16 protein-coding genes are annotated in these 21322 nt (G+C 71.7%); 12 read left to right on the plus strand and 4 right to left on the minus strand.

Going from position 1 to position 21322, the window contains the following annotated elements; translation table 11 throughout:
• Positions 1-70 precede the first annotated feature (70 nt).
• Positions 71-865 (minus strand): transcriptional repressor LexA, encoded by a 795-nt coding sequence (lexA, locus tag ACF089_RS16195; RefSeq protein WP_392026553.1) that lies wholly within the window; start codon positions 863-865, stop codon positions 71-73.
• A gap of 672 nt (positions 866-1537) precedes the next feature.
• Between lexA and nrdR the strand changes: the two genes are divergently transcribed.
• Both nrdR and ACF089_RS16205 read left to right on the plus strand, forming a co-directional pair.
• Complete coding sequence (gene nrdR, locus ACF089_RS16200; protein WP_392027184.1) at positions 1538-2050, plus strand: transcriptional regulator NrdR; 513 nt, start codon at positions 1538-1540, stop codon at positions 2048-2050.
• Between the two features lie 175 nt (positions 2051-2225).
• Complete coding sequence (locus ACF089_RS16205) at positions 2226-5108, plus strand: vitamin B12-dependent ribonucleotide reductase (RefSeq protein ID WP_392026555.1); 2883 nt, start codon at positions 2226-2228, stop codon at positions 5106-5108.
• Between the two features lie 142 nt (positions 5109-5250).
• On the opposite strand, the gene ACF089_RS16210 is transcribed toward ACF089_RS16205, so the two are convergent.
• Positions 5251-5775 carry a TerD family protein gene (locus ACF089_RS16210; protein ID WP_392026557.1) on the minus strand — a complete coding sequence of 175 codons (525 nt, stop codon included), beginning with the start codon at positions 5773-5775 and terminating at the stop codon, positions 5251-5253.
• A gap of 209 nt (positions 5776-5984) precedes the next feature.
• Here ACF089_RS16210 and ACF089_RS16215 point away from each other — a divergent pair, with 209 nt between their 5' ends.
• From ACF089_RS16215 to ACF089_RS16235, 5 genes are all read left to right on the plus strand, one after another.
• Positions 5985-6590 (plus strand): YdbC family protein, encoded by a 606-nt coding sequence (locus ACF089_RS16215; RefSeq protein WP_392026559.1) that lies wholly within the window; start codon positions 5985-5987, stop codon positions 6588-6590.
• Between the two features lie 97 nt (positions 6591-6687).
• The gene (locus ACF089_RS16220) at positions 6688-7347 is read left to right on the plus strand and encodes a histidine phosphatase family protein (protein ID WP_392026560.1); all 660 of its coding nucleotides are present in this window, start codon (positions 6688-6690) and stop codon (positions 7345-7347) included.
• Between the two features lie 12 nt (positions 7348-7359).
• Positions 7360-8268, plus strand: coding sequence for an ADP-ribosylglycohydrolase family protein (locus ACF089_RS16225; RefSeq protein WP_392026562.1), 909 nt, complete (start codon positions 7360-7362; stop codon positions 8266-8268).
• A 448-nt stretch (positions 8269-8716) separates the two neighbouring features.
• Positions 8717-9418, plus strand: coding sequence for a ribonuclease HII (locus tag ACF089_RS16230; protein ID WP_392026564.1), 702 nt, complete (start codon positions 8717-8719; stop codon positions 9416-9418).
• 82 nt (positions 9419-9500) lie between these two features.
• Complete coding sequence (locus ACF089_RS16235) at positions 9501-10118, plus strand: hypothetical protein (RefSeq protein WP_392026565.1); 618 nt, start codon at positions 9501-9503, stop codon at positions 10116-10118.
• Positions 10119-10420: 302 nt separating this feature from the next.
• Here the strand turns inward: ACF089_RS16235 and ACF089_RS16240 are convergent, their stop codons facing one another.
• Both ACF089_RS16240 and ACF089_RS16245 read right to left on the minus strand, forming a co-directional pair.
• Positions 10421-11053, minus strand: coding sequence for a hypothetical protein (locus tag ACF089_RS16240; RefSeq protein ID WP_392026567.1), 633 nt, complete (start codon positions 11051-11053; stop codon positions 10421-10423).
• Between the two features lie 228 nt (positions 11054-11281).
• On the minus strand, positions 11282-13462 hold the full coding sequence (locus tag ACF089_RS16245) for a RecQ family ATP-dependent DNA helicase (RefSeq protein ID WP_392026569.1): 2181 nt from the start codon (positions 13460-13462) through the stop codon (positions 11282-11284).
• 140 nt (positions 13463-13602) lie between these two features.
• On the opposite strand from ACF089_RS16245, the gene ACF089_RS16250 reads away from it, so the two are divergent.
• The 5 genes from ACF089_RS16250 (at position 13603) to ACF089_RS16270 (ending at position 21249) form a co-directional block, all read left to right on the plus strand.
• A complete protein-coding gene (locus tag ACF089_RS16250) occupies positions 13603-14985 on the plus strand; it encodes a DUF4192 domain-containing protein (protein WP_392026570.1) in 1383 nt (460 codons plus the stop codon).
• 204 nt (positions 14986-15189) lie between these two features.
• Positions 15190-15954: an NUDIX domain-containing protein gene (locus tag ACF089_RS16255; protein WP_392026572.1), complete on the plus strand. Its 765-nt coding sequence runs from the start codon at positions 15190-15192 to the stop codon at positions 15952-15954.
• A 362-nt stretch (positions 15955-16316) separates the two neighbouring features.
• Positions 16317-18299 carry an ATP-binding cassette domain-containing protein gene (locus ACF089_RS16260; RefSeq protein ID WP_392026574.1) on the plus strand — a complete coding sequence of 661 codons (1983 nt, stop codon included), beginning with the start codon at positions 16317-16319 and terminating at the stop codon, positions 18297-18299.
• Positions 18300-18458: 159 nt separating this feature from the next.
• Positions 18459-19346, plus strand: a complete 888-nt coding sequence (locus ACF089_RS16265; protein ID WP_392026576.1) for a FadR/GntR family transcriptional regulator — start codon at positions 18459-18461, stop codon at positions 19344-19346.
• 301 nt (positions 19347-19647) lie between these two features.
• Positions 19648-21249: an RNA polymerase sigma factor gene (locus ACF089_RS16270; RefSeq protein ID WP_392027187.1), complete on the plus strand. Its 1602-nt coding sequence runs from the start codon at positions 19648-19650 to the stop codon at positions 21247-21249.
• The last annotated feature ends 73 nt before the right edge of the window (positions 21250-21322 follow it).

Raw genomic sequence — 21322 nt, forward strand, 5'->3', positions numbered from 1 at the left:
CGTGGGACACGGCAGGGCCCCGGGACCGGCGCAGTGGGTCCCGGGGCCCCGGTCTGGGCCGACGGGCGTCTCACACCCGCCGCAGCACGGCCACCACTTTCCCGAGGATGGTGGCTTCGTCTCCGGGGATCGGCTGGTAGGCGGCATTGTGGGGGAGCAGCCAGACGTGCCCGTTCTCCCGCTTGAAGCGTTTGACCGTGGCTTCTCCGTCCAGCATGGCGGCGACGATGTCGCCGTTCTCCGCGACGGGCTGGCGGCGGACGGTGACCCAGTCGCCGTCGCAGATGGCCGCTTCGATCATCGAATCGCCGACGACCTTGAGTACGAACAGCTCGCCGTCGCCGACCAGCTGGCGGGGGAGGGGGAAGACGTCTTCGACCGACTCCTCGGCGAGGATGGGTCCGCCGGCCGCGATCCGGCCGACCAGCGGCACATAGGAGGCGGCGGGCTTGCCGGTGGTGTCGGTGGGCTGGGTGCTGGGCTGGTCGGAGCCGCGTACTTCGTACGCCCGGGGGCGGTGCGGGTCCCGGCGCAGGAAGCCCTTGCGCTCGAGCGCCATCAGCTGATGGGCGACGGACGAGGTGCTGGAGAGTCCTACGGCCTGGCCGATCTCCCGCATCGACGGTGGGTATCCCCGGCGCTGCACGGAGTCACGGATCACCTCGATGACGCGCCGCTGCCGATCGGTGAGTCCGGAGCTGTCCGCCCTGATTCCTGGAGGTCGTCCGGGCAGGGAACGCGCGGCCCGGGAAGGGTCCGCCCCTTCGGGGCTCGTGGCTGCGTCTGTCATGGCATGCATCGGCTCGAATCGGTTCTGGGAGCGGTCCTGGGCAGTGATGGCGGCACTGTCAGCGGTGGTGGTCACGTCGGCCCCTCTCGAATGGTCTCCCTAGCTGGACAACGGTAGTTGGTTTCGAAAGGTTGCGCCAAACACACGTTCGAGTGAAATATTGCGGATTGCTTTACGCGTACAGGTGGTGGGGTGTATGTGCGAGTGCCCGGCATCAGTGGGCAAAGGGCCGGGCAATCACCGGTCGAAACGGCCTGGATAACACCGCCCGCCGACCGTCAGGCGATTCCGCTCATTACGGTAGCCTTCCCCGGCGATTCGGGTGCGCCGGGGTGGGGTCAGTCTCCCATTCGGGGGACGGGAATGCCGTCGGCCGGACCCGGAATGGGAGACGCGGGCTCCTTCCCGTAGGCTCGTCACCGGTCCTTCCGGGTCGCCTTTCCGCGCTTCCCTCCTCGCCTCCGCGCACCCCGGCCGACGCCGCTCCGGCGTCCGCCCGCGCCGTGCGCGACGCCGGGGCGTCACGGCGCGTACGCCCTCCGCGATCACCGCTCGTCACGCGACACGCGCTGGGGGCTGAAACGCGACCAAACCCCAGATGTAGTGGTTGGATTGTGCCTGCCGCCCAGAAGTTGTGGTCCCTGGTCTCTCGAGGTCATGGCCATCGCCTATGCTGGAGGCTGCTTCGAAGGGCTTCGACAGGCCGTCGAAGCGATTCAGTCGTGCCAAGAAGGAGGGTTGGGATCCATGCACTGCCCCTTCTGCAGGCACCCCGACAGCCGGGTCGTCGACAGCCGCACCACCGACGACGGAACGTCCATCCGACGCCGTCGGCAGTGCCCCGACTGTTCTCGCCGGTTCACGACGGTCGAATCCGCCTCGCTGATGGTGATCAAGCGCAGCGGGGTGACGGAGCCCTTCAGCCGTACCAAGGTCATTTCCGGGGTGCGCAAGGCGTGCCAGGGCCGGCCGGTCACCGAGGACGCTCTCGCCCAGCTCGGCCAGCGCGTCGAGGAAGCGGTGCGTGCCACCGGCAGTGCCGAGCTGACCACTCACGATGTGGGTCTGGCCATACTCGGCCCCCTGCAGGAACTCGACCTCGTCGCCTACCTGCGTTTCGCGTCCGTCTATCGGGCGTTCGACTCGCTCGAGGACTTCGAGGCGGCCATCACGGAACTCCGTGAGCAACGGCCGCCCGCAGAGCAGAACGGGACCGGTGCGACCCCTGGGGTCCCCGTTCCCGCCACCGCCGCCGGCTGAGCGGCGCCGAGCGGATCGGCTCGGAGAAAGCCCGCGCGACCGGTCACCGGTCGCAGCAGGGCGGCGGCGCGATTTCGTCGTGGGCGCCGAGGGCGTCCACGACACCACACCAAGAACTGTGCTCCGGGAAGATCTGGGCACTTCACGATGTTTTTGCCCGTATATGGGAGGCGGCATGACCGAGACGACGAGCGGCCCGGCACGAGGGTCCCGCGCCAAGGGGACCAAGGCCAGCAAGGGGCTGCGCATCGAGCGCATCCACACCACCCCCGGCGTGCATCCGTACGACGAGGTGGTCTGGGAGCGCCGTGACGTCGTCATGACCAATTGGCGCGACGGCTCGATCAACTTCGAGCAGCGTGGCGTCGAGTTCCCCGACTTCTGGTCGGTGAACGCGGTCAACATCGTCACCAGCAAGTACTTCCGCGGGGCTGTCGGCACTCCCCAGCGCGAGACCGGTCTCAAGCAGCTGATCGACCGGATCGTGAAGACGTACCGGAAGGCCGGCGAGGACTACAAGTACTTCGCCTCGCCCGCCGACGCCGAGATCTTCGAGCACGAGCTGGCGTACGCGCTCCTGCACCAGATCTTCAGCTTCAACTCGCCGGTCTGGTTCAACGTGGGCACCCCTCAGCCCCAGCAGGTCTCCGCCTGCTTCATCCTGGCCGTCGACGACTCCATGGAGTCGATCCTCGACTGGTACAAGGAAGAGGGAATGATCTTCAAGGGCGGCTCCGGCGCCGGCCTGAACCTCTCCCGGATCCGTTCCTCCAAGGAACTGCTCTCCTCCGGCGGCAACGCCTCCGGACCGGTCTCCTTCATGCGCGGGGCCGACGCCTCCGCCGGAACCATCAAGTCCGGCGGTGCCACGCGCCGCGCGGCCAAGATGGTCATTCTCGATGTCGACCACCCGGACATCGAGGGCTTCATCGAGACCAAGGTGAAGGAGGAGGAGAAGATCCGCGCCCTGCGGGACGCGGGCTTCGACATGGACCTGGGCGGCGACGACATCACGTCCGTCCAGTACCAGAACGCCAACAACTCGGTCCGGGTCAACGACGAGTTCATGAAGGCCGTGGAGGCCGACGGCAAGTTCGGTCTGCGCGCCCGGATGACCGGCGAGATCATCGAGGAGGTCGACGCCAAGTCGCTCTTCCGCAAGATGGCCGAGGCCGCCTGGGCCTGCGCCGACCCCGGCATCCAGTACGACGACACGATCAACCACTGGCACACCTGCCCGGAGTCCGGCCGGATCAACGGCTCGAACCCGTGCAGCGAGTACATGCACCTGGACAACACGTCCTGCAACCTCGCCTCGCTCAACCTGATGAAGTTCCTCAAGGACGACGGCGAGGGCAACCAGTCCTTCGAGTCCGAGCGCTTCGCCAAGGTCGTCGAGCTGGTCATCACGGCGATGGACATCTCCATCTGCTTCGCCGACTTCCCGACCGAGAAGATCGGCGAGAACACCCGCGCCTTCCGCCAGCTGGGCATCGGCTACGCCAACCTCGGCGCCCTGCTGATGGCCACGGGCCACGCGTACGACAGCGACGGCGGCCGCGCCCTGGCCGGCGCGATCACCTCCCTGATGACGGGCACGTCCTACCGCCGCTCCGCCGAGCTGGCCTCGGTCGTCGGCCCGTACGACGGCTACGCCCGCAACGCGGCCCCCCACAAGCGCGTCATGCGGCAGCACTCCGACGAGAACGCCAAGGCCGTTCGCTTCGACGACCTGGACACCCCGATCTGGGCCGCCGCCACGGAGGCCTGGCAGGACGTGATCCACCTCGGCGAGAAGAACGGCTTCCGCAACGCCCAGGCGTCCGTGATCGCCCCCACCGGCACCATCGGTCTCGCGATGTCCTGCGACACCACCGGCCTCGAGCCCGACCTCGCCCTGGTCAAGTTCAAGAAGCTCGTCGGCGGCGGCTCGATGCAGATCGTCAACGGCACCGTGCCGCAGGCGCTGCGCCGCCTCGGCTACCAGCCGGAGCAGATCGAGGCGATCGTCGCCCACATCGCCGAGAACGGCAATGTGATCGGCGCCCCCGCGCTGAAGACCGAGCACTACGAGGTCTTCGACTGCGCCATGGGCGAGCGCTCCATCTCCGCGATGGGCCACGTCCGCATGATGGCGGCGATCCAGCCGTGGATCTCCGGCGCGCTCTCCAAGACCGTCAACATGCCGGAGACGGCGACGGTCGAAGAGGTCGAGGAGATCTACTTCAAGGCGTGGAAGATGGGCGTCAAGGCGCTCGCGATCTACCGCGACAACTGCAAGGTCGGCCAGCCCCTCTCCGCGAAGACCAAGGAGAAGGAGAAGACCGAGATCACCGAGAAGGCCGAGGACACCATCCGCACCGCGGTGGAGAAGGTGGTCGAGTACCGCCCCGTCCGCAAGCGTCTCCCCAAGGGTCGCCCCGGGATCACCACGTCCTTCACGGTCGGCGGCGCCGAGGGCTACATGACCGCCAATTCCTACCCGGACGACGGTCTCGGCGAGGTCTTCCTGAAGATGTCCAAGCAGGGCTCGACCCTCGCGGGCATGATGGACGCCTTCTCGATCGCCGTCTCGGTCGGCCTGCAGTACGGCGTCCCGCTGGAGACCTACGTCTCCAAGTTCACCAACATGCGCTTCGAGCCGGCCGGAATGACGGACGACCCGGATGTGCGGATGGCGCAGTCGATCGTCGACTACATCTTCCGCCGCCTGGCGCTGGACTTCCTGCCGTTCGAGACCCGCTCGGCCCTCGGCATCCACTCGGCCGAGGAGCGTCAGCGCCACCTCGACACGGGCTCGTACGAGCAGTCCATCGACGATGAGATGGACGTCGAGGGACTCGCCCAGTCCGCTCCGCTCCAGCCGGAGCCGACGGTCGTCACGCCGATGGCCTCCGTCCCGGCCCCCGCCCAGGCGCACACCTCGGCGGAGCTGGTCGAGATGCAGCTCGGCATCAGCGCGGACGCGCCGCTGTGCTTCTCCTGCGGTACGAAGATGCAGCGTGCGGGCTCCTGCTACATCTGTGAGGGCTGCGGCTCCACCAGCGGCTGCAGCTGACCGAGGCCGCCGGCCGCGGCGGCGCGAACACTGTGGGCCCGGAGGGCGCCGACCGACGGTCGGCGCCCTTCGCCGTACCCGCCGCGTCCCGGGGGAGGCGTCTCACTGCGACCGGGCGGGGCCGCCGCCCGGAGCCGGTCGCTCAGCCGCCCCCCATCAGCGCGACGAACTCCTCCGGGACGGTGTCGAAGCCGCGCAGCCTCACATGGTGGCTCCAGGCCCCCGTCTCGCCCCGGACGAACTCCGCGACCACTGCGGCGGTGGACCCGGCGACGCCGGAGAAATCGCTCTTGGACAGCTCGGTGTAACCCTCGGCGACCTTGACCTGGGTGTTCGGCACATCACCGAAGGTCCGCCGGCCGTCGCGCTGCTGGATGACCACGCCCACGACCACCCGCCCGTACACCGCGGCCAGCCGTTCGAACTCCAGCGTCATGACTTCGTCGGAGCCGAAGCCCTGACCTGTCTTGCTGTCCCTGGTCAGCAGGATCGTGCCGTCGGGGGACCGGCTGTCGAAGTGCACGACGTACGCCGGATCGCCCTGAAGGGCGTCCGTGCGATAGGTCGCCGCGACTATGTCGAGATCATGGGCAGCCGCACCCATGGAGCTCGGATCCCACCGCAGACTCACCTCGACCTTGCTGACGCCTTTGTTCAGGCTGCTCACCACATGTCCCTTTCCCGCAACCGCCAGAACTTCTCCGTCCGTTGACCGTATCTGCTCGACGGGCGTCACGGCGAGTAGTTGGCCGCTGTACGCCAGTAACGGGAGGGGAGGTTCCGGTACCGCTCCCGCCCGAGCCCCGGGAGTCCCGGCGCGGAGACGGACCTCCCGGAGAGTGACCCGGGCCACTCACAGGGCCGTACGATGGCGCGGTGCTGGTCAAGTGGATTCGCTGCACCGTCGTGGACCGTCGTGGGTTCGAACGGGGGCAGCGGAAGTGGGCGGGGCTGCTGGGTGAGCCGGGATTCCGGGGACAGGGCGGCGGGTGGAGCAGAGGACGCCCGGAGATCGCGCATGTCTTCGGCTTCTGGGAGAGCCGCGCGTTCTACGACTCCTTCATGGCGCGCTCCCATGATCGTCTGGCGTCCGGGCAGTCCGGGACGTACCGCGATATGCAGGTCAAGCTCTTCGACCACCGCTTCGATGTGAAGACCGGGTTCGAACCGCGGTTCACCGGCGTCGACGTGGTGCGGGTGGCTCACTCCAAGGTCCGCGAGAGCCGGGTCGAGCACTACGCGCTCATGCAGGAGAAGGTCTGGAACCCGGCGATGGCCGGGTCCCCCGGGATGGTGCGCGGACTGTTCGGCGAGGCCCCGGAGAACGAGTTCCTGGTGATGTCCATGTGGCGGTCGGAGGCCGAGCACGGGAAGTACCGCCGGGATCGAATAGAACGGCTGCTGCTGCGCACCCAGACCGAGGCGGACGTGGAGTCCCTCGCGGGCGACGTGGTGGAGCTCGAACCGTCCTGGACGGTGTGAGCGGCGCGGCCCGGTGTGCCGTATGTCACCGGCCGGATACGCCGGATGGACTCGGCCCGACCTGCCGGGCCCCCGCCGCCCGATCTAGGGTCGGGGCATGGCACGACCGCGACGTATCGTCCTCGTCCGGCACGGTGAGTCGGAGGGGAACGCCGACGACACCGTGTACGAACGCGAGCCCGACCACGCGCTGAGACTGACCCGCACCGGGCTGGCCCAAGCGGTGGCCACCGGTGAACGACTGCGCGACCTGTTTGGAAACGAGCAGGTCAGCGCCTATGTGTCACCGTATCGCCGGACCCATGAGACCTTCCGCGCCTTCGCCTTCGACCCCGCCCTGGTGCGGGTGCGCGAAGAGCCGCGGCTGCGCGAGCAGGACTGGGGGAACTGGCAGGACACCGACGATGTGCGGCTCCAGAAGGCGTACCGGGACGCTTATGGGCACTTCTTCTACCGCTTCGCCCAGGGCGAGTCGGGAGCGGATGTGTACGACCGGGTCGGGGCGTTTCTGGAGAGCCTTTACCGCAGCTTCGAGTCGCCCGACCATCCGCCGAATGTGCTCCTGGTGACCCATGGACTGACCATGCGGTTGTTCTGTATGCGCTGGTTCCACTGGACGGTCGCCGAATTCGAATCGCTTTCCAATCCGCGCAACGGCGAGACGCGGATACTGGAACTCGGCGAGGACGGGCGATACACCCTTGACCGGCCGTTCGAGCGCTGGCGGACACCCGAGCCGTACGGTGTGACCGGATAGAGTGGCAGGAAGATGATCGCTGACTCCTCTGACGACCGGCGCTTCGAACGCGCACGGGACAGTCTGCTCGGACTGTCCGTGGGAGACGCTCTGGGCTCCCAGTTCTTCGTCCCCGCCAACTACCCCCGGCTGCAGGCGCGAGAGCTGCCCCCCGGCCCCTGGCAGTGGACCGACGACACGGAGATGGCCTGCTCGGTACTGGCCGTCCTCGGGGACCACGGCCGGGTGGACCAGGACGCCCTCGCCCGCTCCTTCGCCGACCACCACGACTTCGACCGCGGCTACGGCCCCGCCGTGAATCGCATGCTCCGGCTCGTACGCGAAGGCGGCGATTGGCGAGAACTCGCCGCGGGCCTGTTCAACGGCCAGGGTTCATGGGGTAATGGATCCGCCATGCGCATCGCCCCGCTCGGCGCGTGGTACGCGGACGACCCGGAGCAGGCCACCCACCAGGCCGAGATCTCCTCGTACACCACCCATCAGCACCGTGAGGCCGTCGTCGGGGCCATGGCGGTGGCGGCCGCTGCCGCGCTGGCCGCCGATCCCGGCGGCCCGCCGAAGCCCGTCGAGCTGCTGGACGGCGTCATCGCGCTGGTGCCCCGCAGCGCGGTGGGGGCCGGTCTGCGCCGCGCCCGCGACATGCTCGACTACAACGACGCCACGACCGTCGCCGCCGTCCTCGGCAGCGGACGGCGGACGAGCGCGCACGACACCGTGCCGTTCGCGCTCTGGTCGGCGGCCCGGTCGCTCGACGACTTCGAGCGGGCGTTCTGGACGACCGCCCAGGTGGGCGGCGATGTGGACACCAACTGCGCGATCGCGTGCGGGGTCGTCGCGGCGGGAGCCGCGGGGCGGCCTCCGGTCGACTGGCTCCGGCACACCGAGGCTCTTCCGGAGTGGGTGCCGAGCCGCACGGGCTGAGCCGCCGGCCCGGCGGCCCACTGCCTGTCCCTGACACGGCGGCGGACGTCTCCGCGTCCGGTTCCGGCACCGGCCGTGTCGGCGCCCTGCCCGCCACGGTCTCGGAGAGCGCCCTCCGAGGCTTGTCGCACGCTCGCGGACAGTGTCTTGCGAGGAGGATTTCATCCCTTTGCTCGGGCGATGCTCATGCAGTCCCGGCATTCAAGGGCGGCGAAGTCGGGCCGGGTGATCGATCTCGTCGGTGCGTAGATGCCGCTGGCCTTTCCGGCGATTGGTCGGATCGGGCGATGCTGTCCGCTGATCGTTTAAGGCCACTCTCTGTGATATGCGAAAGCAAATTTCGGCGAGGATCGTCGAAGCCGGGAAGGCGGCCCCCGGTCGCGCCCGAGAGGTCGACGGTAATCCGGTTGCCACCGGCGGGGTCCGGCGGCGTACGCTTGCCAGCGCCATGCCGTATGAACCACCCACCCACAGAGTCGAGCGCTCGATCCGAGCCACGACCGGTGCCAAGATCATCGCCGGTGTCGACGAGGTCGGACGCGGGGCGTGGGCCGGTCCGGTCACGGTGTGCGCCGCGATCACCGGGCTGCGCAGACCGCCCGAGGGCCTCACCGACTCCAAGCTGATCTCCCCGAGACGCCGCGAGGAACTCGTCGTCGAGCTGGAGAAGTGGGTCACCGCCCACTCCCTCGGACACGCCTCGCCCGAGGAGATCGACGAACTCGGGATGACCGCGGCCCTGCGGCTCGCCGCCTCCCGGGCCCTCGACGCGCTACCGGTGCGCCCCGAGGCCGTCATCCTCGACGGCAAGCACGACTACCTCGGAGATCCCTGGCAGGTCCGTACGGTCATCAAGGGCGATCAGTCCTGTGTCGCGGTCGCGGCGGCGTCGGTGATCGCCAAGGTGCGGCGGGACGCGATGATGGCCGAACTGCCCGGGGAGTACGCGGACTTCGCCTTCGCGGCCAACGCGGGCTATCCCTCGCCCGTGCACAAGGCCGTTCTCGCCGAGCGGGGCCCCACGCCCTACCACCGGCTCTCCTGGGCCTATCTGGACGCTCTGCCCCGGTGGCGTCACCTCAAGAAGGTTCGGATCACCGCCGCCGCGGCAGAACTGGAGAGTGGGGGCCAGCTCGGCTTCGACTTCTGAACTGGCCCTTCCCGCAGGGCAGTCGCACTCATGTGCCCACCCGCCGATGCCGTTCGCACCGGCATTTGATAGACATCCACCCATGCCTCTCCTTCCCGAGGAGCCTCAGATTCACGAGAGCGCCCAGGGTCCCCGCGTCACTCCGGCCACCGGCCGCACCGCGTCGACCCCACGTCCCGTACCCGGTCCGCGTTCCATGGCCTCGCCGCGCCCCGGCAGCCCGGGCTCCGGCCCGGCCCGGCCCGCGCCGCCGGCCCAGCGCACGCGCCCCTCCGCAGGACAGCCGCAGGCTTCCCCGGCGGAGAATCGCACCCAGCCGCAGATCCAGCTGATCCCCGCTCCGGACGGCGGCACGCTCGACGCCGCCGACGAGGCGGTGGACCTGCTGCTCGACTCCGGTCGCACGCCGGGCGACGTCCTGGTGCTCACCACCGGCGAGCCGCACCCGTGGGCCGCGCACGAACTGTCCTTCGGCGAAGCCGCCTACTGGGCACAGCACGACGCCGGCGACGATGTCTTCTACGCGGACGCCTCGGCGCTGGACCGGGCGTCGGTCCGGCCCGTCGTCGTCGTCGCCCTCGGAGGCGGCAGCGAGGACGACGCCCGGGCGCTGCCCGCGGCGCTGGCCAAGGCCGGCGCGCTGCTGATCGTCTGTGGCGACGCCCAGCGGATCAACACCGCGCTCGGCGCCGGAGTCTGAGCCGTACGGCTCGTCCGGACCGGCCGGTGACAGGCCGCGGTCCCGACTGATCCGGCTGCCCGTACGGCGGGCAGCCGGACGAACCGGCACAGAGGGCGACGCGCCCTGCCCGGGACCCGCCTGCCCGCCCCGAAACCGGGATCAGGAGCGCCGGCCCGCCCGGAGCGGGGGACGAAGGCTCGGAGGCGGACCCGGGGCATGCCCACGAGCACGCCGAAGGACCGGGTGCGCGTACGCACGCCCGGTCGGGACGGTTCTGACATGCCGCCGCGAATCCCCCGGGCCGACGGGCCCGGGGAAGGTCAGCGAGCGGCGGTACGGCGCAGTGCCTCGGGCGCCCCGCTGGCCGTGCGCAGCTCCAGCGGCTCGGCGGCCGCCGACGCCTCGGCGAGATCGCCGGGAGTCGAGGTCAGGTTCGGCTGTCGGCCGCCCCGCCCCTCTCCCAGCACCTGCCAGCCGTCGCGGGTCAGCGTGATGTAGGCGCCGCAGCGGAGACCGTGCAGGGTGCACGCGTCTCTCAGGCCCCACATCCAGGCGCCGTCCTCCTCCGTCCACCGCTCGTCGCCCTCACGGCAGTAGAGCAGGACGGCGGTGCGCACCGGAGTACGGCGGCGCAGATCGTGCGGGATCACCCGGCGCAGATGAGCCAGCAGCGCGTTGCGGAACTCCCAGCCGTCCGCGAGCACGGCGGAGCGCCGGGCGAACGAGGCGCTGGCCGTGAGGCGTTCTTCCGGGTCGAGCACGGCGACGATCGCTGTCGTCGGAGTCGGGCGGTGGCGGGAGTGCAACCCGCTCACCACCTCTCGGGGGTTGCGCAGCAGGGGTATCCCTGCGGACGCCCACTCGGCAGGTTGAAGCATCCTGGCGAGGCGGCTGGCGGAGTTCGCCGAGTTGGTCATCGAGGTGGCTGCGGACGAAGCGAATCCGAAGGTCACAGTCCTCCCTTCGCATACGCGCCCACATGCGGGCAGGGTCGGGTGAGGGCGCACCGCGAACAGCCCTTCCGGACCACAAACGGGCCGTGCGGGGAGCACTCCAATTCTCGCTGTCCCGTCGGCATGCGGCAACGAGCAATTTGACGTCACTGGCGGAAATCAACACGTATGCCTGTGATATCCCTTCCCATCGACGCCCTCCCTGACCCATCCCGCGGCCAACGGAGTTCACGCCTGGACGGCGAGCACCAGCGGAAGCACCCCCTTGGCCCCCGCGCGGCGCAGCAGCCTCGCCGCCACCGCCAGCGTCCAGCCGCTGTCGGAGAGGTCATCGACCAGCAGAATCGGTCCGTCGGCGGCGGTCAGCGCGGCCGCCAGAGCGTCCGGAACGGTGAACGCCTCGTGCAGCGCGCGCACGCGCTGGGCGCTGTTGGTCCGTGAGATCCGCGCGTCCAGCGCCTCCGGGGCGTACTCCACCGAGCCGAGCAGGGGCATCCGGCCGACCTCGGCGATCCTCGCGCCGAGGGATTCGACCAGGCGCGGCCTGGAGCGGGAGGCGACGGTGACGACGCCGACCGGCCGGGCGGGCGCTCCCGGCGCGCCGGAGGCCCAGCCGCCGGGGCTCCTCGCCCAGTCGGCGAGCACGGTCACCACCGCGTCCACCACATCATTCGGAACAGGCCCGTCCGGTGACTGCGGGGTCAGCATCGGCCGCAGCCGGTTCCCCCAGCCGATGTCGGAGAGCCGGCCCAGCGCCCGGCCCGCGGACGACTGCTCCGCCTCCGGGATCCGGCCCTTGAGGGACACCCCCACCGCCGCCAGCCCGGTCGGCCACATCTTGCGCGGCTCCACCTCCACGCCCGGCCGGCTCAGCTCCCCGCGCGCCGCGTCCAGGGCCGAGCCGGAGACCTTGTCGCTGAAGCGGCTTCCCGCGCAGTTGTCACAGCGGCCGCAGGGCGCGGCCTCCTCGTCGTCCAGCTGCCGGCGCAGGAACTCCATCCGGCAGGCGTCCGTGCGGGCGTACTCCCGCATCGCGCTCTGCTCCGCCTCGCGCTGCCGGGCGACCCAGGCATAGCGCTCCGCGTCGTACGACCAGGGTTGTCCGGTGGAGGTCCAGCCGCCCTTGACCCGGTGCACCGCGCCGTCCACGTCGAGCACCTTGAGCATGGTCTCCAGCCGGGTGCGCCGCAGTTCGACCAGGGGCTCCAGGGCGGGCAGGGAGAGCGGGCGGTCCGCGTGCGCCAGCACGTCGAGGGTGCGCCGGACCAGCTCCTCCGGGGGGAAGGCGACCGAGGCGAAGTACTTCCAGATCGCCTCGTCCTCCCGGCCCGGCAGCAGCAGCACCTCCGCGTGCTCCACGCCGCGCCCCGCGCGGCCCACCTGCTGGTAGTAGGCGATGGGGGAGGAGGGGGAGCCGAGATGGACGACGAACCCCAGATCGGGCTTGTCGAAGCCCATGCCCAGCGCCGAGGTGGCGACGAGGGCCTTGACCCGATTGCCGAGGAGGTCCTCCTCGGCCTGCTGCCGGTCGGCGTTCTCCGTGCGGCCGGTGTAGGAGGCGACCGTGTGCCCGCACTGGCGCAGATGGGCGGTGACCTCCTCGGCGGCGGCGACGGTGAGGGTGTAGATGATCCCGGAGCCCGGCAGCTCCTCGAGATGATCGGCGAGCCAGGCGAGCCGGGTCGCCGCGTCCGGCAGCTGGAGCACCCCCAGGCTGAGGCTCTCCCGGTCCAGCGGACCGCGCAGCACCAGGGCGTCGGTGCCCGCGCCGGTGCCCAGCTGCTCGGCGACATCGGCGGTCACCCGGGCGTTGGCCGTCGCGGTGGTCGCCAGCACGGGGACGTCCGCGGGCAGATCCGCCAGCATGGTGCGCAGCCGTCGGTAGTCCGGGCGGAAGTCGTGGCCCCAGTCGGAGATGCAGTGCGCCTCGTCGACGACGAGCAGGCCGGTGGCGGCGGCGAGCCGGGGGAGGACCTGGTCGCGGAAGTCGGGATTGTTCAGCCGCTCGGGGCTGACCAGCAGCACGTCCACCTCTCCCGCGGCGACCTCGGCCTGGACCGTGTCCCACTCCTCCGTGTTGGACGAATTGATCGTCCGGGCGCGGATTCCGGCCCGGGCGGCCGCCTCCACCTGATTGCGCATGAGCGCGAGCAGGGGCGAGACGATCACCGTGGGGCCGGCGCCGAGCCGGCGCAGCAGCGAGGTCGCGACGAAGTAGACCGCGGACTTGCCCCAGCCGGTGCGCTGGACGACCAGCGCCCGGCGCTTGTCGGCGACGAGCGCCTCGATGGCCCGCCACTGGTCCTCGCGCAGCCGGGCGGTGCCGCCGCTGTCCGAGACGAGGCGGGCGAGCACGGCGTCGGCGGCCGCCCTGAGAGCGGTACGGTCCGCGAGGTCTGCGTCAGTCATGCCCCCATGCAACCCGATGGCACCGACAACACGCGAACGAGGAGCCGCGCCTGTGGACAACCGGGCGGCCGGCGGCGAGCCCGGGAGGGAGTTATCCACAGGGGGTCGCGGACTCGCCCGGCCCGCGAGACCGTCGAGCCATGAACAAGCACCAGGAAACCAGCGGACCCGCCGACGAGCCCCAGATCACCCTGCGCGGCCCCGCCGAGCTGGCCGACGCCCTGCCCTACGTGCTCGGATACCACCCCACCGATTCCGTGGTGATGGTGGCGCTGCACGGCAGCCGGGGCCGCTTCGGCGGGCGGGTCAGGATCGGCATCCCCCGTTCCGAGAAGGAGTGGTCGCCCGTCGCCCGACAGCTCGCGGAGTGCCTCATCGAAGGGAGCGAGCGGCGCGCCGCCCGGCCCGACGGCATCGTCCTCTTCCTCTGCCAGGACCCGGCGGACGGCGAGTCCGGCCTTCGGGTGATGGAGCGGCTGCGGCCGCTCGCCCAGTGGCTGCGCACCGCCTGCGGCGCGCTCGACGTGCCGGTGTACGAGGCGCTGTGCGTCTCCGGCGGACGTTTCTGGTCCTACTGCTGCCCGGACCGGCGGTGCTGCCCGGCGGAGGGGACCGCGCTGGCCGTGCCCGGCACCTCGGTGATGGCCGCGACGGCCGCGTACGCGGGGGTCAATGTGCGCGGATCGCTCCGCGACATGGAGGCCAGACTGGTGCCTCCGGCGGCCGCGCTCGGCACCGGTCAGCAGCGGGCGCTGGACCGGGCCGCCGGGGCGCTGGCGCCCAGGATCCTGGACGGGGACCGGAGGGCCGGGGTCGCGCGGGAGACCATCGAGCTGGCCCGTGCCCTGATGGAGCGCATCGCCCAGGCCCCGCCCTCCGCCGGTCGGACGGCCGCTCAGGAGGATCTGGCGGACGACCGTCTCATCAGCCACGACGAGGCCGCCGCGGTCATCGTCGGACTCCAGGACCGGGAGACCAGGGACCGGGCGGCGGAGTGGATGGAGGGGCCGGAGGCCGGGCCGGCGCTCCGGCTCTGGCGGGCGCTGTGCCGCCGCTGCGTCGGCCCCTACACCGAGCACGCCGCCGCACCGCTCACCCTCGCGGGCTGGGTCTCCTGGTCCACGGGCGACGAGCCGGCCGCCCGTGTCGCGCTCGGGCTCGCGCTGGACCGGGACCCCGAGTACGTCTTCGCGCGCCTGCTGCACCAGGCGTGCAACGAGGACCTGGATCCGGAGACCCTGCGCGACTGCCTGCGCGTCGAACGGGAGGCCCGGGAGGCCCTCGCGTCCGTCCCGGCGCCGGCTGTCCGGAGCCGCGGAGCCGGAAGGCCCCCGGCCCCGCGCGGCCCCGCCGCCCGCCGGAGCCGTCCGGGGGCCCGGCCCGCGGGGGCGGGGAAGCCCCGGAGCACGGCCGGACCGCGCCCCGGCGGGACGACGGGCGGCCCCGGGCGTACGGGCGGACGCCGCGCCCAGGAGGACGCGGGCCGGGGCGGCGCGCGGGAGGAGCGGGAGGGGCTCGGGTGACCGGCGCGGTCCGGGAGGGGCCCGTGGGCGACATCCGAACGGGGGCGGCTGCCGGACGGCCTCCCGGCCGGGGCGGGGGCGCGTCGGGCGGCGAGGCGCGGTGTGGCGGGAGGGTGGGCGAGGCCCGGCGGACGGCGTCAGAAAGACAGGGCCCCGGATGGCGAAAGGAGTGTTTATCGTCAGGCAGACGACTATGATCACGGCATGTCTCCCTACGACCCGTCGGCCTTCCCGCCCTTCGCCGTCACCGTCGATCTGGTCGTGCTCACCGTGCGCCGTCACGCGCTCTGCGCGCTGGTCGTCCGCCGCGGGGAGCCGCCGTTCCAGGGCCGGTGGGCGCTGCCCGGCGGCTTTGTGAGGGACGACGAGGATCTCGCCACCGCGGCCGCGCGCGAGCTGTCCGAGGAGACCGGACTGTGCGCCCACGACCCCGCCTCCCCGGCTCCGGGCAACGGCGCGCACCTCGAACAGCTCGCCACCTACGGAGACCCTCGGCGGGATCCCCGGATGCGGGTCGTCAGCGTCGCCCATCTGGTGCTGGCCCCCGATCTGCCGGCCCCCAGGGCGGGCGGCGACGCGAACGGCGCGCGGTGGGCGCCGGTGGCGGATCTGCTCGGCCAGGAGGGCGGTTCCGGCCGGGAGGGCGAGGAGTCGGCCCCGCTCGCGTTCGATCACGCCCTGATCGTGGCGGACGGAGTGGAGCGCGCCCGGTCCAAGATCGAATACTCCTCCCTGGCCACCGCCTTCTGCCCGCCCGAGTTCACCGTCGGCGAGCTGCGGCGGGTGTACGAGGCGGTGTGGGGCGTGGCCCTGGATCCGCGCAACTTCCACCGCAAGGTCACCGGCACGCCCGGGTTCCTGGTCCCCTCGGGCGGGACGACCACCCGTCAGGGCGGCCGTCCCGCGCAGCTCTTCCGGGCGGGCGGGGCGACCGTGCTCAACCCGCCGATGCTGCGGCCCGAGGTCTGACCGGGGTCCGGAGAGGCGCGGGCCGGTGCGTGCGGGCGCCTGCGCGCGGGTGCCCGCACGCGTGTCGGCGCGGGCGCAGGCGCGGAGGTGCCGGGGTTCCGAGGCCGGGCGCAGGGGCCAGGGGCCAGGGGTCCGAGGCTGACGGTCGGCCAGGGGCGACCGGGGGCCGCGTCAGGACCGGCCGGTCTTTCAGGGCCGGCCGGGGGCGGCCTTTCGGGGCGGCTCTGGAGCGGGCGCGCCGGGGCGCGCTCTGACACCGGGGCGGCCGGCTCCATCGGAAGTCCGAAATGTCGCGTTATCTTGCTGCGGTAACCCGCCCTGCCGCCGAGCGGTCTCCCTTCCGCCCATCCGCGAGAGAAGCGATGCTCCAGGCCATCGGACTGACCAGCAGACCCCGGCGAGACCTCCCGCCCGCCGTCCACGACCTGACCTTCGACGCGCTCCCGGGCCGGGTCACCGTCCTCCTCGGCCCTCCCGGATCCGGCAAGTCCACGGCGCTGCGCCTGCTGCTGGGCGTCGAACCCGGCCGGGGCGCGGCCTACTTCCGGGGCACTCCTCTCGACCGCGTCACCCATCCCGCCCGGGAGGTGGGCGCGCTGCTCGGAGACGTCCCCGGCCACCCCGGGCGGACCGCCCGCAACCACCTCCGGATGCTCTGCGCCGCCGTCGGAGCGCCCGGGGCCCGCGCGGAGGAGGTGCTCCGCGCCGCCGGGATCGCGGGCCTGGCCGACCGGCGGCTCGACACCCTCTCCCTCGGCATGGACCGCAGACTCGGGGCCGCCTGCGCCCTCCTGGGGGACCCGCACGCCCTCGTCCTCGACCAGCCCGCCGCCGGCCTTCCGCCCGCCGAGCAGCGCTGGTGGCACGGTCTGTGCCGGGCCCACGCCGATCGCGGCGGCACGGTGCTGTGCACCACCGACGACCCGGGGGAGGCGGCGCGGTTCGCCGACCGCGTCGTCACCCTGGACGCGGGGCGGCTCGTCGCCGACCAGGAGAGCGCCGACTTCGCCCGGACCCGGCTCCGCCCCCGGGTCGCCGTCCGCACCCCGCACGCCGTCCGGCTCGCCGCCCTCGTCCGGCGGGAGGCCCGCGCCGCCCGCCGCCCGGTGGAGGCGGTCGCCGAGAGCGGCGGCCTCCTCTCCGTGTACGGCAGCAGCTGCGCCGAGGTCGGCGAGACCGCCTTCCGGCACGGCGTACTCGTGCACCTCCTCGCCGAGGAGCCGGCCGCCGCCCTCCCGGCCCGCTCCGCGACCGCCCTCCCCGCGACCGGCCACGCGGTGAGCGCACCCTCCCCGACCGGCCACCCCCCAGCCGGCCTCCCTCCGAACGACCGCCCCGCACGCACCCTCCCCGCACGCACCCTCCCCGCACACGACCGCCCCCCGAACGCCCGCCCCGGGACCGCCGCCCCCGCGCAGCCCGCCTCCCTGGCCCCGGAACCGCCCCCCGCCGGGGAAGCCCCCACCCTCGAAGCGCCCGCCCCCGAGGCCCCCGCCCCGCGCCCCCCTGCCCCCGCCCCCGACGCCCCCGCACCGCCGCACGCCCCCGCGCCGCCCCCGGCCCGGCCTCGCGCCCGCACCCCCGTGCGGCCGCTGCGGTACGAGGTGCTCCGGATGCTGGGAGTCCGCGGCCCCGCGCTCATCGCGGCCGCCGCGCTGCTCGTATCCCCCGTCTGCTGCCTCCTGCTCGCCCGCTCGCAGAGCACCGCGACGGCCGCCGCGATCGCCGCGTGGCCCGCGTTCCTGCCGCTGCCCCCGGCCGCCCTCGCCGCCGGGGTGATCGGGGCGCTCTCCTTCGGCGAGGAGTTCCGCTACCCGGCGCTCGCGACCGCGCGCGGCACGGTCCCCCGGCGGGCCGGCCTGCTGCTCGCCAAGCTCGCCGTCACGGGCGCGGCCGCCCTGCTCATCGCCCTGCTCGTCGCGGCGGCCGACACCTTCGCGCTGCGCCTGGCGTACGGGGTCGAGGCGGGCGCGCCGCCGGAAGACCGGCCCGTACTCCTCGCGGGCTGGTGCGCCCTGACGGTCGGCTGCGCCTGGGCCGGGCTGCTCGCGGCCGGGGTCTTCCGCGTCACGGCCGCCGGGGTGGCCGCCGTCCTCGCGGCTCCCGTGCTGATCGCCCCGCTGGTGCGGCACGCCCTGGCCGTCCCCCCGGCGCGGCCGGCCGCCGGACCGCCGGGCGGACTCGGCTCACCGGCCCGGGCGCCCGGCCCGCGTCAGGCGGACGACTGGCTGCTGTCCGGCGTACACGCGTTCGCCCAACCGGTCGGTGTGGCGCTGATGTTGTCGCTCTCTGTTCTCATCTGCGCGTACTTGTTCGCCGACCTTCGACGCAGGACACCTTGGTGATCATGAACGACCGGCGAGTGGCCATCTGCTCATAACTCCCTTGAGTGCGCCCGTTTCTTTCCGATAAGGCGTCAATTGTGGGGGAAGCGCCGATCACCCTTTCGTGTGCTTTTCACCAAAGACCTCAAGGGGTGTGGGAGCCGGGCCGACAAAGGATGCGTGAGTACCCTTGCGCACACCATGATGACCGCCGCCCGTCCCGCCGACTCCGGCCTCGCCGGCCCGGGCGAACTCGACCGATACCCCTACGCGGAGTCGCCCGGAGCCGACCGCGTCGGCCCTCCCGTGTGGGAAGGCTCCGAGGTGGAGCTCGGACGGGTCGGGCGCCGCACGGCGGGCAGCCGGGGCCGCGGACTGCACGGCCAACTCGTCCAGCAGCTCGGCCAGATGATCGTCTCCGGCGATCTGGGCGCGGACCGACCGCTCGTCCCGGAGGAGATCGGCCAGCGCTTCGAGGTCTCCCGCACCGTCGTCCGCGAGTCGCTGCGCGTCCTCGAGGCCAAGGGCCTGGTCAGCGCCCGCCCCAATGTCGGCACCCGGGTCCGCCCGGTGAGCGACTGGAATCTGCTGGACCCCGACATCATCGAATGGCGGGCCTTCGGCCCGCAGCGCGACGACCAGCGCCGTGAGCTGTCCGAGCTGCGGTGGACCATCGAGCCCCTCGCCGCCCGCCTCGCCGCCGGCCACGGCCGGGAGGACGTGCAGCAGCGGCTCGGCGACATGGTTGAGATCATGGGCCACGCCCTCGCCCAGGGCGACGGGATCACCCTCGCCCGCGCCGACGCCGAGTTCCACAATCTGCTCATCCAGCTCGCGGGCAATCGGATGCTGGAGCACCTCTCCGGGATCGTCTCCTCGGCCCTCCAGGTCTCCGGCGGCCCGGTCACCGGCTGTGACCGCCCGAACGAGGCCTCCCTCGCCCATCACGCGCGGATCGTCGACGCCCTCGCCGCGGGCGACGCGCACGCGGCCGAGTCCGCCATGCGCCAGCTGCTCACCGTCCACCCGGATGTGGAGCGCGTCGTCCCCGCGCCCAGGGAGCACTGACCGCTCCGGCCGAGCGGCCGGAGGGTGTGGAGGCGTACGCGCCGAGTGTCGCCGGCATCCCGCGGGGTCCGGCGGCACGATTGTGTGGTGATCGTCCCGTATAACCGTTTCGCGAGAAATGGGGTGTGACTCGGGCCACGCGGATTCGGCGTAACACTCCTCGAAACAGGGCGATGACCTAAGAGGTGACAGCCGAGGAGGGAATACAGCAGCCGTTCATGGCGCTGATCTGTTCCAGCTGAGGTTCCGCCCGCGCCACCGGCACATCCGTAGCCCGGTGGTCGTCGGCTCCGGCCCGATCATGGGCGGGGCCGGAAGCCGTATCCATCGTTCCGAGAGGTTGTTCGTGTCGGCCAGCACATCCCGTACGCTCCCGCCGGAGATCGCCGAGTCCGAGTCTGTGATGGCGCTCATCGAGCGGGGAAAGGCTGATGGGCAGATCGCCGGCGATGACGTGCGTCGCGCCTTCGAGGCCGACCAGATTCCGTCAACCCAGTGGAAGAACGTTCTGCGCAGCCTCAACCAGATCCTCGAGGAAGAGGGTGTGACGCTGATGGTCAGTGCCGCGGAGTCGCCCAAGCGCTCCCGCAAGAGCGTCGCGGCGAAGAGCCCGGCAAAGCGCACCGCCACCAGGACCGTCGCTGCCAAGACGACGACGAAGACCGTCGCGGCGTCGACCGCTTCGTCGGCGGACTCCGCCGACGCCCAGGTCGGCGAGGACGGCTCGGCGGCCGCGCCCGCCAAGAAGGCCGCCGCCAAGAAGACCGCGGTCAGGAAGACCGCGGCGAAGAAGACGGTCGCCAAGAAGACCGTGGCCAAGAAGGGCGCGTCCAAGAAGGACATGGACGAGCCCGGCGAGGGCGACGAGCTGCTCGACGAGGTCCAGCCCGGCGCCAAGGGCGACGAGGAAGAGGCCGAGGGCGAGAACAAGGGCTTCGTCCTGTCCGACGAGGACGAGGACGACGCTCCCGCGCAGCAGGTCGCGGTCGCCGGCGCCACCGCCGACCCGGTCAAGGACTACCTCAAGCAGATCGGCAAGGTCCCCCTGCTCAACGCGGAGCAGGAGGTCGAGCTGGCCAAGCGCATCGAGGCCGGACTCTTCGCCGAGGACAAGCTGGCGAACGCCGACAAGCTGGCGCCGAAGCTCAAGCGCGAGCTGGAGATCATCGCCGAGGACGGCCGCCGCGCCAAGAACCACCTCCTGGAGGCCAACCTCCGTCTGGTGGTCTCCCTGGCCAAGCGCTACACCGGCCGCGGCATGCTCTTCCTGGACCTGATCCAGGAGGGCAACCTGGGTCTGATCCGCGCGGTGGAGAAGTTCGACTACACCAAGGGCTACAAGTTCTCCACGTACGCCACCTGGTGGATCCGTCAGGCGATCACCCGCGCCATGGCCGACCAGGCCCGCACCATCCGTATCCCGGTGCACATGGTCGAGGTCATCAACAAGCTCGCCCGCGTGCAGCGCCAGATGCTCCAGGACCTGGGCCGTGAGCCCACCCCGGAGGAGCTGGCCAAGGAACTCGACATGACCCCCGAGAAGGTCATCGAGGTCCAGAAGTACGGCCGTGAGCCGATCTCCCTCCACACCCCGCTGGGCGAGGACGGCGACAGCGAGTTCGGCGACCTGATCGAGGACTCCGAGGCGGTCGTCCCGGCCGACGCGGTGAGCTTCACCCTCCTCCAGGAGCAGCTGCACTCGGTGCTCGACACCCTGTCCGAGCGCGAGGCGGGCGTCGTCTCCATGCGCTTCGGCCTCACCGACGGCCAGCCCAAGACCCTGGACGAGATCGGCAAGGTCTACGGCGTGACGCGTGAGCGCATCCGCCAGATCGAGTCCAAGACGATGTCCAAGCTGCGGCACCCGTCGCGGTCGCAGGTCCTCCGCGACTACCTGGACTAAGTCCGGAGCGGGGCGCGCTCGCACCGTGTCGTACACGATCGAACCGTAGAGAATCGGTCGTCCGGTGGCCCGG

Origin of the sequence: Streptomyces sp. NPDC014894 (genome assembly GCF_043080985.1) — a bacterium.
In the GTDB taxonomy this organism is placed as follows: Bacteria; Actinomycetota; Actinomycetes; order Streptomycetales; family Streptomycetaceae; genus Streptomyces.

What these genes read in the sequence shown, in the direction of transcription:
- ACF089_RS16250 (WP_392026570.1), top strand. Translation starts at nt 13,603, where the DNA reads ATGAACAAGCACCAGGAAACCAGCGGACCCGCCGACGAGCCCCAGATC.
- ACF089_RS16205 (WP_392026555.1), top strand. Translation starts at nt 2,226, where the DNA reads ATGACCGAGACGACGAGCGGCCCGGCACGAGGGTCCCGCGCCAAGGGG.
- ACF089_RS16255 (WP_392026572.1), top strand. Translation starts at nt 15,190, where the DNA reads ATGTCTCCCTACGACCCGTCGGCCTTCCCGCCCTTCGCCGTCACCGTC.
- ACF089_RS16235 (WP_392026565.1), top strand. Translation starts at nt 9,501, where the DNA reads ATGCCTCTCCTTCCCGAGGAGCCTCAGATTCACGAGAGCGCCCAGGGT.
- ACF089_RS16270 (WP_392027187.1), top strand. Translation starts at nt 19,648, where the DNA reads ATGGGCGGGGCCGGAAGCCGTATCCATCGTTCCGAGAGGTTGTTCGTG.
- ACF089_RS16260 (WP_392026574.1), top strand. Translation starts at nt 16,317, where the DNA reads ATGCTCCAGGCCATCGGACTGACCAGCAGACCCCGGCGAGACCTCCCG.
- nrdR (WP_392027184.1), top strand. Translation starts at nt 1,538, where the DNA reads ATGCACTGCCCCTTCTGCAGGCACCCCGACAGCCGGGTCGTCGACAGC.
- ACF089_RS16225 (WP_392026562.1), top strand. Translation starts at nt 7,360, where the DNA reads ATGATCGCTGACTCCTCTGACGACCGGCGCTTCGAACGCGCACGGGAC.
- ACF089_RS16220 (WP_392026560.1), top strand. Translation starts at nt 6,688, where the DNA reads ATGGCACGACCGCGACGTATCGTCCTCGTCCGGCACGGTGAGTCGGAG.
- ACF089_RS16230 (WP_392026564.1), top strand. Translation starts at nt 8,717, where the DNA reads ATGCCGTATGAACCACCCACCCACAGAGTCGAGCGCTCGATCCGAGCC.
- ACF089_RS16245 (WP_392026569.1), bottom strand. Translation starts at nt 13,462, where the DNA reads ATGACTGACGCAGACCTCGCGGACCGTACCGCTCTCAGGGCGGCCGCC.